This is a genomic window from Cellulomonas sp. URHB0016 (assembly GCF_054057935.1).
Genome location: NZ_JBSRZU010000001.1, coordinates 2,224,762 through 2,237,723 on the forward strand (window position 1 = coordinate 2,224,762; position 12,962 = coordinate 2,237,723).

The 12,962-nt window shown below is 71.1% G+C and carries 11 protein-coding genes; 2 read left to right on the forward strand and 9 right to left on the reverse strand.

The genetic code is table 11. From position 1 onward, the window contains the following. Positions 1-84 precede the first annotated feature (84 nt). Positions 85-1,062: a LacI family DNA-binding transcriptional regulator gene (locus ACVW07_RS10255; protein WP_456819146.1), complete on the forward strand. Its 978-nt coding sequence runs from the start codon at positions 85-87 to the stop codon at positions 1,060-1,062. A gap of 27 nt (positions 1,063-1,089) precedes the next feature. Here the strand turns inward: ACVW07_RS10255 and ACVW07_RS10260 are convergent, their stop codons facing one another. From ACVW07_RS10260 to ACVW07_RS10270, 3 genes are all read right to left on the reverse strand, one after another. Continuing rightward, complete coding sequence (locus tag ACVW07_RS10260; RefSeq protein WP_456819147.1) at positions 1,090-1,212, reverse strand: hypothetical protein; 123 nt, start codon at positions 1,210-1,212, stop codon at positions 1,090-1,092. A 597-nt stretch (positions 1,213-1,809) separates the two neighbouring features. Then, positions 1,810-2,286 (reverse strand): hypothetical protein, encoded by a 477-nt coding sequence (locus tag ACVW07_RS10265; RefSeq protein WP_456819148.1) that lies wholly within the window; start codon positions 2,284-2,286, stop codon positions 1,810-1,812. 204 nt (positions 2,287-2,490) lie between these two features. Then, positions 2,491-3,327 (reverse strand): alpha/beta fold hydrolase, encoded by an 837-nt coding sequence (locus ACVW07_RS10270; protein WP_456819149.1) that lies wholly within the window; start codon positions 3,325-3,327, stop codon positions 2,491-2,493. A gap of 134 nt (positions 3,328-3,461) precedes the next feature. On the opposite strand from ACVW07_RS10270, the gene ACVW07_RS10275 reads away from it, so the two are divergent. Next, positions 3,462-4,040, forward strand: a complete 579-nt coding sequence (locus ACVW07_RS10275) for a TetR/AcrR family transcriptional regulator (RefSeq protein WP_456819150.1) — start codon at positions 3,462-3,464, stop codon at positions 4,038-4,040. 231 nt (positions 4,041-4,271) lie between these two features. Here ACVW07_RS10275 and ACVW07_RS10280 read toward each other — a convergent pair whose 3' ends face one another. From ACVW07_RS10280 to ACVW07_RS10305, 6 genes are all read right to left on the reverse strand, one after another. Next, entirely contained in the window at positions 4,272-7,955 is a 3,684-nt protein-coding gene (locus tag ACVW07_RS10280; protein ID WP_456819151.1) for a glycosyl hydrolase, read from the reverse strand. Positions 7,956-8,503: 548 nt separating this feature from the next. Continuing rightward, complete coding sequence (locus ACVW07_RS10285) at positions 8,504-8,851, reverse strand: HNH endonuclease (RefSeq protein WP_456819152.1); 348 nt, start codon at positions 8,849-8,851, stop codon at positions 8,504-8,506. A 67-nt stretch (positions 8,852-8,918) separates the two neighbouring features. Continuing rightward, on the reverse strand, positions 8,919-9,686 hold the full coding sequence (locus ACVW07_RS10290; protein WP_456819153.1) for a DinB family protein: 768 nt from the start codon (positions 9,684-9,686) through the stop codon (positions 8,919-8,921). 134 nt (positions 9,687-9,820) lie between these two features. Continuing rightward, positions 9,821-10,609 carry a hypothetical protein gene (locus ACVW07_RS10295; RefSeq protein ID WP_456819154.1) on the reverse strand — a complete coding sequence of 263 codons (789 nt, stop codon included), beginning with the start codon at positions 10,607-10,609 and terminating at the stop codon, positions 9,821-9,823. Positions 10,610-11,168: 559 nt separating this feature from the next. After that, positions 11,169-12,239 carry a hypothetical protein gene (locus ACVW07_RS10300; RefSeq protein ID WP_456819155.1) on the reverse strand — a complete coding sequence of 357 codons (1,071 nt, stop codon included), beginning with the start codon at positions 12,237-12,239 and terminating at the stop codon, positions 11,169-11,171. Positions 12,240-12,254: 15 nt separating this feature from the next. Continuing rightward, positions 12,255-12,809 carry a hypothetical protein gene (locus ACVW07_RS10305; protein ID WP_456819156.1) on the reverse strand — a complete coding sequence of 185 codons (555 nt, stop codon included), beginning with the start codon at positions 12,807-12,809 and terminating at the stop codon, positions 12,255-12,257. Positions 12,810-12,962: the final 153 nt, after the last annotated feature.

Genomic DNA, 12,962 nt, shown 5'->3' on the forward strand with positions numbered 1-12,962 from the left:
ACAGACGGACGCACTACGCGTGCGGTCGCTCCACTAAGGTGTGCCGAGTCGGGCTGGGTCGCGAAGAGGAGAACCGTGCCGCGGGTGACGAGTGCTGACGTCGCCCGGGAGAGCGGCGTCTCGCGGACGACGGTGAGCTACGTGCTCAACTCCAAGGACGGCGTCACCATCACCGAGGCCACCCGGCTCCGGGTCCTGACCACCGCCGAGCGCCTGGGCTACACCCCGTCCGCCGCCGCGCGGACCCTGCGCTCAGGACGCAGCGACCTGGTCCTGTGCGTCCTGCCCAACTGGACCGTCGGCCCCGTCATCGACACGCTGATCGACCACCTCACCACCGAGCTGGCGGACCACGGCCTGTCGATGCTCGTGCACAACGGCCGCAGCAACCGTCCGCTGTCGGAGCTGTGGCGGACCGTCACGCCGTGCGCCGTGCTCGGCCTCGCGCCGTTCGCCGAGACGGACGAACGGGCCATGCGCCGGGCCGGCATCCAGGTGGTCGGCTCCGCGCTCGACGAGGACCCGCACCCCGAGACCTTCGTCGTCCCGCAGGCCAGCATCGGCGGTCTGCAGGTCGAGCACCTCGCCGGCCGGGGCCACCGGGTCCTGGCGTACGCCGCACCCGCGGACGACCGGCTCGCGGCGTTCGCCGACCGGCGTCTGGCCGGTGTGGTGCTGGAGTGCGAGCGGCGCGGCCTGCCGCGCCCCGTCGTCCAGTCCGTCGACCTCGACGTCGCCTCGGCCGTCGCGGCCGTCCGCCGGTGGCGCTCCGGCGGCGACCCGGTGACGGCTGTGGCGGCGTACAACGACGAGGTCGCGCTCGCCGTCCTGTCCGGCCTGCGGGCCGAGGGGCTGCAGGTGCCGGCGGACGTGGCGGTCATCGGGGTCGACGACATCCCGGCGGCACGCCTCGCCGCCCCCGCGCTCACCACGGTGTGGCAGGCCATCGACGCGCAGGCGAGCTACCTGGTGGCGTCGGTCCTCGCGGCGCTCGACGACCGCGAGGACCCGCCGGTGCGGCCCGACGACGTGTTCCACGTGGTCGCGCGCGACTCCACCTGACCGGGCCGGCAGAGCCCCGGTGGTCGCTCACCCCTTCAGTGCCTCCAGCGCGGCCTCGGCCGTGCCGGCGATGTCCGGCTCGCTCGTCAACGCCTCGAGCGCGGACGTCAGCGCGGCGTACTCCTCGGTCGTCCGCGGGCAGAGGAGCACGTCCCAGATGTAGTTCGACGGCCCCGCCCCGATGTCCCCGCACGCCGGCAGACGTACAGCAGCACGCGACCGACGGGAAGCTCTGGAACCCGCTCGCCGAGCAGTTCACGGGCACCGTGGTATCCCGCCACCGGCCAGTTCTGCACGAGCACGGAGACGTTCTCGCCGACAGGACCGAGACCGGCGCCGTCCAGCTCTCGGTCCTGCGGGTCGGCGTGCTGCAGCAACCCTCGGAGCGGACGGCCGTCGATCACCAGCTCGCGGTACTCCAGCCCGAACTTCTCCGAGCTCGCCCGCGGGAGGCTCAGTCGATTCGGCATGGCACATGCTCTCAGCCGGCGAGCGGGCGAAACCGCGCATCGATGATTCGCGGTCGCTCAGGTCAGTGCCAGACGCAGGTGGCGTGCATGGACCGAGCTCCTCGACGGAGCTCCCGGGCCGGAACTCGTCGGGCCGGTCCAGGCCCCGCCGAGCGCAGCGCGCAGCGGGGCCTGGACATGCTTCGAGGACGAGGTCAGGGCTAGCTGGTCGAGCACCGTGCACGCCCAGCACATCCTTCGAGCGAAGCACCGCGCCGGCCGGCCGGCCAGGCCTATATCAGCAGCCCGCGAAGGTCTTCTCGTACTGCCCCCCGCTGAGTATCTCCGAACCTTCCATGGTGTGTGTCGAGAGAACGAGGGAGTGGGTGTCGGCGCATGCGACCGTGGCCTTGGCCGTCACGCAGGTTCCGTTGCCGCCGTACGCCTTCGCCTTCACCGTCTTCACCTCTTCATGGATCTGGTTGTAGACGCTGAGCCAGCCTTCCGCGTGGTGCCCGTCGGCCTTGGTGTCGCACGCGGTGACCGAGATCGAGACCTCCAACGGGCCGTACGTCGTGCCGGCCACGGTGGCTTGCGCCTTGGATCCGACCGCCGACACGGAGATGGACGTGATGCCGGCCGACGCCGCCTGAGCCGTGCCGAGCACGATGGCCAGCACTGCGGCGGCACCGATCGTCACCACCCGCGCGACCCGCCCTGTGGCGACCCGCTTCCTCCAGGTGGTTCTCTGCTGACCTGCATGAGCTGCGTGCATGTGAGCCTCCTCGCTAGATGCCGGCGGACCTTTGCGAGGCTAGGGGCAAGGGCCTTCGGGCAGGTCCGAATCGTGGTGATTCAGAGCGGATTCTCAGGAACGCGACGCGACGGCTGCCCGAGTCCGCAGGGGTGGCATCTGACCGGGGTCGACGGTGTGCGACCACCGTCGACCCCGGTCAGGCCACCGCCGTCGTCGGGCGGGTCAGCCCGCGAGGAACGCCAGCAGCGCCTCGTTGACCTCAGCGGTGTGGGTGGTCAGCAGGCCGTGCGGTGCACCGTCGATCTCGACGTACTCGGCCGACGGGAGCTCCTTGAGGAACCGGCGGGCCGTGGCGTCGACGGGCAGGATGCGGTCGCCGGTGCCGTGCAGGATGAGGGACGGCACGTCGATCTTGGGGATGTCCGAGCGGAAGTCGGTGCCCCACGTGAGCGGCGCGGCGGCCGAGGCGACCGAGCCCGAGCCCGCGGCGACGTCCCACGCGTGCCGCACCTGCTCCTCGCTGATGCGCGTGCCGAGGTTCTCGTCGAGGTTGAAGAAGTCCTGGTAGAAGCCCGTGAAGTAGGCGTACCGGTCCGCGCGGACGCTCGCCGCGACGCCCTCGAAGAACGAGGCCGGGACCGCGCCCTCCGGGTTGTCGTCGGTCTGCGTGAGGAAGGGCTCGAGGGACGCGAGGAACGCGGCCTTGGCGACGCGCGCCGAGCCGTAGGTGCCCAGGTAGCGCGCCACCTCGCCTGTGCCCATCGAGAAGCCGACGAGGACCACGTCGTGCAGGTCCAGCGTCTCGAGGACCGTGTGGAGGTCGGCCGCGAACGTGTCGTAGTCGTAACCGACAGACGGCTGGCTCGACTGGCCGAAGCCCCGGCGGTCGTACGTGATGACGCGGTAGCCGGCATCGAGGAGGGCCGCGGTCTGGCCCTCCCACGAGTTGCCGTCGAGCGGGAAGCCGTGGATGAGGACGACGGGCTGGCCCGTGCCCTTGTCCTCGTAGTGCAGCTCGATGTCGACCGAGTTCTCCGTGCCGACCGTGATGCGACCCATGTCGTGCCCCTCTTCGTCCTGGGAGAACGATCGTTCTCCGCCGGTGTCGCCTACAGTAGAGAACCAGCGTTCTCGGCGCAAGCACCCGGGCACGGAATCTCGGGTGACGGCGCCCGGCGAGGGGCGGTGGCACCATGGCACACCAGACCGGTTCGACGACCGACACGCGCGAGCGGGTCGTCACGGCTGCCGCGGCGCTGTTCTACGCCCGCGGCATCACCGCGGTCGGGATGGACGAGGTGCGGACCGCCGCCGGCGTCTCCCTCAAGCGCCTCTACGCCGAGTTCCCGGGCAAGGAACAGCTCGTCCTCGCCGTGCTCGCGTCGCGCCACCGCCAGTGGGAGGACGGCCTGGCCCGGACGGCCGCCGGGCTCGACGACCCGCGCCAGCGGCTCCTCGCCGTGTTCGACTTCCTCGAGGTCTGGTTCCGCGACGACACCTTCCGCGGCTGCGGCTTCATCAACGCCTTCGGTGAGCTCGGTGCGACCTCACCCGCCGTCGCTGCCGCGGCACGCGAGCACAAGCAGTCCTTCCAGGACCACCTCGCGCGGCTCGCCGTCGAGGCCGGGGCCGACGAGTCGCTCGGGGCGCAGCTCGCGCTGCTCGCCGAGGGGGCTCAGACGACGGCGGCGATCGCCGGGCGCCCCGACGCCGCAGTGCAGGCCCGCCGCGCCGCGGAGGTCCTGGTCGACGCGGCCCTCGGCTCACGCTGAGGGCCGCGCCGGCCCTTCTGCTCACCGTCCACCACGGGACCAGCGAACCGAGAGTGCTCGGCGCCGCCCGGCGCCCACACCACCGGCTCACCACGGCCGTCGCGATCGCCGGCGGCACGCGTCGGCACCCGCACGGCGGAACACGCCAAGCGGCGGTGGAGCTCGTCCACCGCCGCCTGGCTGCCGCGTCTTCCGGTCCCGCCGTAGCGGCGCAGGACCAGCCGGGTCCCCTTAGCTGAATGTCAGCCAGTTGACGTTGACGTAGTCGGCCGGCTGCCCGGACTCGAACGTCAGGTACACCGTGTGCGTGCCGGTCACGCCCTGGATGTTCGTCGGGACGGTCCGCCAGCTCTGCCAGCCACCCGTGCTGTCGATGGCGAAGCTCCCGACCGGCTGGGCCGTCAGGCTGTCGAGCCGCACGACCACCAGGCCGCTGACTCCCCCGCCGGCCCCGGACGCGACGCGCGCGCTGAACTGCGTGCGCGCCGTGCTGCCGAAGGCGACGTCGTCGAACCGGAGGTGGTCGCCGTTGGCGATCCACGCGACGTTCTCACCGCCGCCGACGTCCTGCGTCTCCTGCTTCGCGACCCCTGACATCCCGTCGTACGCCTCGGCCTGGATCCGTGACGTGGCGTCGGGGCCGGTGCCGGACGACGCGCCCGACGTGGTGACGGCCACCGTCGCGCTGCTCGACGAGCGGTTGCCCGCCGCGTCGACCGCCCGCACCCCGAACGTGTACGCGGTCGAGGCCGACAGCCCCGTCGCCGCGTAGGACGTCCCGGTCACCGTGCCGACCACCGACCCGTTGCGGAGCACCTCGTACCCGGTGACGCCCACGTCGTCGGTCGACGCCGACCACGACAGGCTCGTCGAGCTCGACGTGGTGCCCGACGCCCAGAGCCCCGAGGGGATCGACGGCGCGGTCGTGTCGCCGCCGCCGGCTGCGCCCGACGTGGTGACGGCGACCGAGGCGCTGCTCGACGAGCGGTTGCCCGCCGCGTCGACCGCCCGCACCGCGAACGTGTACGCGGTCGACGCCGACAAGCCTGTCGCCGCGTACGACGTGCCGGTCACCGTGCCGACCACCGACCCGTTGCGGAGCACCTCGTACCCGGTGACGCCCACGTCGTCGGTGGACGCGTACCACGACAGGCTCGTCGAGCTCGCCGTGGTGCCCGATGCCGAGAGCCCCGAGGGGGTCGACGGCGCGGTCGTGTCCCCGGCTGCGCCCGACGTCGTGACGGGCACCGTGCTGCTGCTCGACGAGCGGTTGCCCGCCGCGTCGACCGCCCGCACCGCGAACGTGTACGCCGTGGAGGCCGACAGGCCGGTCGCCGTGTACGACGTCCCGGTCACCGTGGCGACCACCGAGCCGTTCCGCAGCACCTCGTAGCCGGCGACGCCCACGTTGTCGGTCGAGGCCGACCACGACAGGCTCGTCGAGCTCGACGTGGTGCTCGACGCCGCCAGGTTCGACGGGGTCGACGGCGCGGTCGTGTCACCGCCGCCCGTGCCGCTGGTCCCGGTGGAGCTCGCGACGGAGCGGGCGGGGACGTTCAGCGCGACGCCGTTGGAGAAGGTCACGGTGATCGCCGACCCGCTCAGGTTCGCGGCCTCGTACGTGCGGACCCCGTTCTTGACGAAGACGGCGTGCAGCGGGGTGTTCGCGGTGACGGACCTGTCCACCGTGCCGAGACCGGCGAGGTTCTTCAGCCAGTAGAAGGTGTGCGCCTTCGACTCGCCCTCCTCGATCGCGTACGAGTCGGACTGCGACCGGAACTCCGACAGGGCCGTCGGGGCGTCGGCGAGGGCCTGGAACTCCCAGAGGATGTCCTTCCACACCGTGGCCGGGCCCCCGTTGTTGCGTTCGAGCTCGGCGAGGTTGCGCTTGATGTACGCCGGGTCGTAGCCCAGGTACAGGTGGCCGGCGGTGCTGGGCAGCAGGTTGATGCCCTGGATCATCTCCGGCTCGGCGCTGAACCACGTGGAGTACGAGCCGCCGTCGCCCCACACCATGCCGACCGCGGAGTGCCCGAACGCCGCCGGGAACGCCTCGTCGTCGGTGTCGAACCAGTAGTTCTCGATGGCGGACGCCTGCGTGGTGTACAGGTAGATGCCCAGGTCACGGACGGTCTTGTTGCCCGTCGCCTGGCCCCACTGGATGAGCCCGCTGGCGAAGTTCATGCCCTCGGACGACGACTCCTGGTTGTTGCCCGCACCGAACGCGCCGTGGCCGGCGGCCCAGTCGTGGCCCGCGTAGATGTCGAAGTCGCGCAGGAACGGGAAGCGGGTGTCGGTGCGGTCCCAGTTGGCCGCGTCCTTGATGACGGTGTTGACCATGCCGCCGTAGGCGGAGTCCGCGGCCCACGACGGGTCGAACTCGGCGACCGTCGCCGCGCCGACCACGAAGTAGCCGTAGTGGAAGTGGTGGTCGTTGAGGTCGGTGTCGGAGCCGTACGACGCGGGGTAGCCGATCAGCGTGCCCCAGGCCGGGTTGTACCAGAACGACCGCGTCGACTCGCCGGGCGATGCCGTCATCCAGTCCGTCAGACGGGTCCGGATCGCGCCGACGAGGGAGTCGCGCGCGGACGTGTTGCCGGTGAGGTTGGCCAGCTGCGCGACCTGGGCGGCCCGCCCGAACGCCTTGCCGGTCCAGTAGGTGTCGTCACCGAAGCCGGCGAACGGGTCGCTGCCCGCGACCTGCTTCACGTACCCGTCGAGCTGGGACGCGTCGGCCGACCCGGCCGCGAAGCCCGTGTTGGCGAGCTGCGGGAGCACGCCGTTGAACGGGGTCACCGTCTGGAACTGCGTGCCGCCGACCACGACCTTCATCGGCCCGCGCGGGGAGATGTACGAGTAGCCGGTGAGGGTCACGCCGGTGAGGTGGTCCCGCTGGTGCGGGTACAGCGCGTACACCGTGCCGGTGGCGGAGCCCTGCTTGGCCACCGTCGTGAAGGAGTACGTCGCCGTCATCTTCGCGGTGGACTCGTCGTACGACCACGACACCTTGGTGCCCGTGACGTGGTTGTGGGCGTACGGCGCGTAGGCGTTGAGCGCGGCCAGCTTGTCCGCGGTGCTGGTGCCGGAGGTGGTCGGGAGCACGGCGACGGAGAAGTACGCGCCACCGTTGAGCGACGAGCTGATGGTGCTGCCGGAGACGTTCCACGTGGAACCGGTCGGCGCGAAGGCCGCGTAGTCGTGGCCGTTGATCGTGTAGCCGATGGCCGCGCCGCCGTTGCTCCACACCGTCGGCTCGGCCGTACCGGTGAGGGTGGCGTTCCCGCCGGTCTTCGTCGCGTAGACGAAGGGCAGCCCGTGCCCGAACGTGGTGCGCAGGCTGCTGCTGCCGTTGCTCCACAGCTCGCTCACGGTCCAGTCGGAGTAGCCGTCGACCTTGCCGTCCGAGGAGAGCCCGGCGATGCCGAGCCGGAAGTCCTCCGCGTAGGTGTAGTGGTACTCGCTCACGCCGGTCGCCGTGCCGGAGATCGAGGGCGTCGTCGGGTAGCTCACCCCGAGGCCGTCGGTGAAGGCGTGGAACGCGAGCGGGTGCGCCATGAGGTTCTCGGAGATCGACGCGCAGTCGAACTTGCGCCACAGCAGGGACGTCCACCAGTCGTTCGTGGGGACCGCACCCGCGGGGAAGCTCGACGTGACGTGGGCGCGCGGGTCGGCGATCGGCGTGTTGGGGCACTCGGTGGGGACGGCCCCGCCGGGCGGCGTGCCCTCCGCGTAGCTGCCCGAGCCGACCGACGTGGCCGCGGCGCGTGGGACCGGCAGGACGACCGCCTGCACGAGGTACGCGAGCACGGCGCCGATCACCACCATCGCCACGACAGCGCGGCGGTTGAGGGCGGGACGTGGGCCCGGGCGGGCCGTCGTGGCGCCGATCCCTGCGAGCTCTGGTCGAGCAGACATCCGGTCATCTCCGTTTCTCGGACATGGTGTGCGGGGGCCGATCTCGACCTCGATGTCGAGCGCGGCAGGCACGAAGGGGCGACGGCGGGGACGCCTGCTGGCGGGCACGCCGGACGAGCAGCTCCGGCAGGCGTCGCGCGCGGCGGCGTCCGCTCGGTGGGGGAACACGACCGTCGGCCCGCTCCGGCGCGTCGGGTGGAGCCGACGGGAGGTCCAGGCGTCGCGGCCGGTAGGGCCAGGCGCCCATGAGGTCGCCCTTGAACCGGCAGCACCCCAGGTCAGGGGCCGTCAGCGCTGAGGGCCCCTGACCGTTGACTCGTGTCAACGGTGCGGGGACAAGGGTGACGTCGGCGACCGGGAAATGTCAAGGGTTCCCGTGCAGGCCGGGGTGTCGACGCTCCCGATCGTGCGTCCGCCACCGATCCGGCGGACACCCGGGAACGCCAGGTCGGCGACGGCCTGGGACCCGGGCTCGGCGCGGCTCGACCCCGTTCAGGCCTCGCTCCGCAGAAGCCGGCGGACGCTCGACCGCGGGGCCGACCGCGCCCTCACACCGGTGGACGCAGCGCCCGCTGGATCTCCACATGACGCTCCAGGAACGCCCGCTCGTCGAGCCGCTTGCGCCGCAGCCACCCGGTGACCTCGTCGTTGCACTTGCTCGCGTTGCACGAGGCGCAGGCGGGCGCGATGTTGTCCAACGTGTAGCGGCCGCCCCGGGAGATCGGCAGCACGCAGTCGCGCTGCATCGGCACACCGGTCGCTCCGCAGTACGCGCAACCGCCCCACGCCGCCGTGAGCGCCGCCCACTGCTCCGGGGTCAGGTCGTGCTCGACCGCCGCCATCCGACGCTGGCGGCGCCGCGCGTACCGCGCTGTGCGACTCGTACTGGCCGGCATGGGACCCGAGCGTAACGACGGCCCGGCCGACGCCGTGGGATCCGCGCGGGCACACGCGACCGTGCCGTCAGCCGTGTTCCTCGAGCACGGCCAGGTCACGCTCCGCGTACCGGCGGTGCCACCACTCCTCGTTGAGGACCACCCGGAGACACCGTCGCGGGGTGAGCACCCGGCCCTCGTCGGGCCACCCCGGACCGACCAGAGGCTCACCGGGGACGTCGAGCTGCTCGTCCGTCAGGCCCTCGACCACACCCCGGACCAGCGACAGCGCCCGCAGCCGGACCGCGAGGGCCTCGTCCAGCCCCGGACGCGCGTCCCGGTCGTGCGGCACGCCGTCCCGGGGCTCCATCTGGTCCCACGGCAGCGACAGCGGGTGCCAGGGCCGTGGGTCGCCGAGCACCCCACGACCCACCCACGCCTGCGACGCGAAGGCCAGGTGCCGGAGGGTCTGGACGAAGGACCACTCCTCGCCGACCGACTCGTGCAGCCGCTCCTCGGGCAGCCGCCGGGCCCGCGCGACCGTCTCCGCCCACAGCCGCTCGTTCACGGCCCACGCCGCGCGGAACCCGTCGGCGGCGGTCGGCCGGAACAGCGGGCGCTCGGGATACCGGCGGTCCAGCTCCGCGTCGACCAGCGGCGCCACGTCGACGCCGTTGACCACGAGGCTCTCGATCTCCCCGTCGATCGTGGTGTTCGAGACCTCGACGTCCCGCATCACCACGCCGTGCAGCGCGACCGCGCGGAACGTCGAGCCCGTGAAGTCCACCCTGGTGAGCCGAGAGCCCGTCATGTCGACGTTCTCGACCGCCGCGCCCCGCTGGTCCTCGAAGTCCATGCCGAACAACGTAGGACCAGGGTCTGACATCGGCTCCCGGCACACCTCACCGACGTGGCCCACGATCGTGCGCTCCGCCGGACCGTCGCCCCGAGTCGGGGGTGTTCTCTCCGGCACCGTGCGACCCGGTGCCCTCAACACATCTCGACGAATCCCAGCCGACTGCTGCCCGATGCACGCCAGACCTGCGCCGCATAGGTCAGCCCGTCGCCCTCCGGTTCAGCACCGGACTGGCCGGGAACCTCGAAATGACGCTCGGCGTGACGCCAGTACGCTGCCGACTCGCGCCTGCTCAGGAGGCGGAACGGTGGGCCCAGGCCGTGCACGAACACACCGTTCCCACGGGACAGCGAGTCGACAACTTCCTGCGCACCGGCCCATCGACCGAGCTGACTGCGCCATTCGACGCCGTCGAGGTCCCACATCCGGTCCCCGACGACGCGCCCTCGGGACACCTTCTTGGTCACCATGTCTCCCTTGGTGGTCAGCGCTGGGTGCAGGCCACGATCGTCGAGCTGCGCAGTGGTCTCTACTCCTGCGCGGTGACGATGATCAGGACGGCGGCCGTCGCGAAGAGCAGGAGCGTCAATGCCCGCGCTCTTGCGGCGCACGTCTGGCTCCGCCCCGCGACGCGACGGACGGAGGCTCCTGTAGTGCCGCATCCGCGACGTTTCTCCCGGCCAATGGACGACTGCGTTCATCGGATCGAGCCTGGTGCCCACAATGATCGCGAACATGAGCGCCGAACCGAGCTCTACCGCCACGATCCAGTGCAGCCCGATCAGTGCGACCCGCAACGCGCCCGCGACGGTGAGAACAGCGACCGAGCCGGCGATCGACGCAACCTTCCCACCCTCGCCTCCGGCGTCCCGGAGCATCGCGATCCCTGTCATCAGCACTGCCACCAGGCAGTAGATCGCCACGACAACCGCCGTTCGAGGTTCCACTACCTGCGCTTCCTTGGTGTGATGGCGGTTCGCATGTCGATATCAATCTTGGCCTTGATGGCAGACACGGATCGATAGAGCGGCTTCGCGAGCAAGGGCGAGCGTTCGGCCCAATGTCTTCGATCCCGTTGACGGCCGCAGACCTGGATCTGCGCTACCCCCACCGGTCAGGAAAGAACGACAGAACGACGGCGAAGATGCCGGTGGCACCGGTGAGGACGGCAATCAGCGCGAATGTCTGAGGCGTAGAAGCGCGCTGCTGGCGTCTCGTCAGCGATGCCGCAGCTGCTCGCATGAGATCAGCGTTGAACCGGGCGGACGACGCGCGGCGCGATCACGTCACAACGCCGATCGCAGTCATCACCATCCCGATACCGAATCCCGGCCAGAATACGTGCATCACAACTTTCTCACTCGATTCGTTGACGGCGCCCGATCTCACCAGGTGGAGGCGAAATCGCCACTGCCGCCGAGGTGAGGTCCCGGAGTGTAGCCCTCACCGGAGCCCGTCCCATGCCGACGAGCGCCGTCGTCGTCATGGGTGCTGCTCGCCGACCACCGCACGGACGGCGCGTGCGATCTGGGCCGGCGATGTCGGTGCCGACCCGTCCGTGTCGCGCAGGGCGCCGTCGGCCGCGACGTCCCGCGACGTGAAGGTGGGCGCGTGCGCGCGGTCTCCGTCCCAGCAGACGTACTCCCAGCGACCGTCGCCGCCTCGTCGGACCGCCAGCTGCCGCCCCGACGCCAGCGCGACGACCAGCTCAGAGCCGTCCATCAGGCGGGCGTCCAGCGGCTCGCCAGCCGAGGAGACGTCCGTCAGGTGTGTGAGCACCTCAGCGAGCACTCGTGAGTCGGGATCCGCCCACGCCAGGACCTCGCTCTCGCCATGGCACGGGCATTCGTCGACGTCGTGACGGCTCTCGGCGAGTCGCAGGCCGGCCGGGTGCCACAGCAGGCTCAGGGTCGCGGGAGCGCCGAACGGCTCGACCCCTGGACCGATCGTGCAGTCCGGGAACACCGTGTACTGACACAAGCACCGCTCGCAGATCAGCCTCTCGTGGTCGATGTCCGGCCGGAGACGGACCCGGTCGTCCTCGTCGAGCGGCGCCCGTGCCGCTCGGGCGAGCACGCGCTGGCTGCATGCCCGCAGCCCGGCAAGTCGCGACGTCGGATCGGTCGCGCGCTCGACGAGCGTCCCGACGAGCTGCCGCCCGACGGCCGGGAGAACGTCCCGCACGGACTGAGGCAAGACCTCCTCGTCGAGCTCGTCGAACAAGTCATCCAGCCGCAGCGGGTAAGGCCCGTCGGGATCGAGCCCGGGAGGGCGGTCGACGTCGGCCAGCTCGTCAGCCACCTCCAGCGCCGTGATCGGGGTTCGGCCCTCCGCAATCTGCCGCAGCTGGTCGAGGGCGTCGGGCTCGTTGACGACGACGATCTGCACCGCCCGCTCGACGCTCTCGAGCAGCCGAGCAATCCGGTGCGCGACATTGCGGTCGTGAACGGTCGCGACGGCCCGGCAACCGGGAATCGCCCCCCACCACAGCGCGGGAGGGTCGATCACGAGCACCGAGAAGCCCTCCGACCCGGTAGCGATCGAGCACGGCATCGTGACGCCCTTCTCCTAGGCAGGCTGTGGAAGCCGGCCCGGCACCGGGCCGAGCTGCGCGCGGAGCAGCGAGAGCGCCGAAGCGAGTCGACGACGCAGGTAGCGTTCCTGAGCGACGCTCCAGCGCGGGGTGTAGTGGTCTCGTCCGACGAGCCACGGCACGTTCGCCACGAGCAGCTTGTCGTAGCACGCGTCGGCCAGCACGCCCCGGTCCCCCCATGCCACGCACACGCTACGCGCGACGTCCGTGGCGAGATTCCACGTGTCGAGCGCGGCGTGGAAGTCCAGCGTCGTTCGCCGCCGACACACCCAGTCAGCCACGGGTCGCACGTCCAGGCGCACCGGTTCCAGAGCCGGCTCGACCAGCCAGCCCCAGCTCTCGACGGTCGTCAGACACTGTTCCGGCGTCGCCCACGTCAGGACCCGGCCGGCCGCCACAGCAACCACGTCCGCTTCGTTGTCGTCCTCGCCCCACCAGGTCGTGACCTCGAATGCGGGAGCGACGACGATGAGCGCCTGCCCCTCGACCGGTTGCCGATCTGATTCCTTCGGCTGCCACTGTGTGGCCACATCGACCTCCTAGTCCCGCAGCCAGCGGCCGACGAACGGCGACGTCCTACGGTGCTCACCGTTGCACCGCGCTGATACCGCCGTCGAAAGTCGCCACGACGCTCGAAAAACATCCGACAGGGTGAGACTGACTCGTCGCGTGCGCGTGCAGCG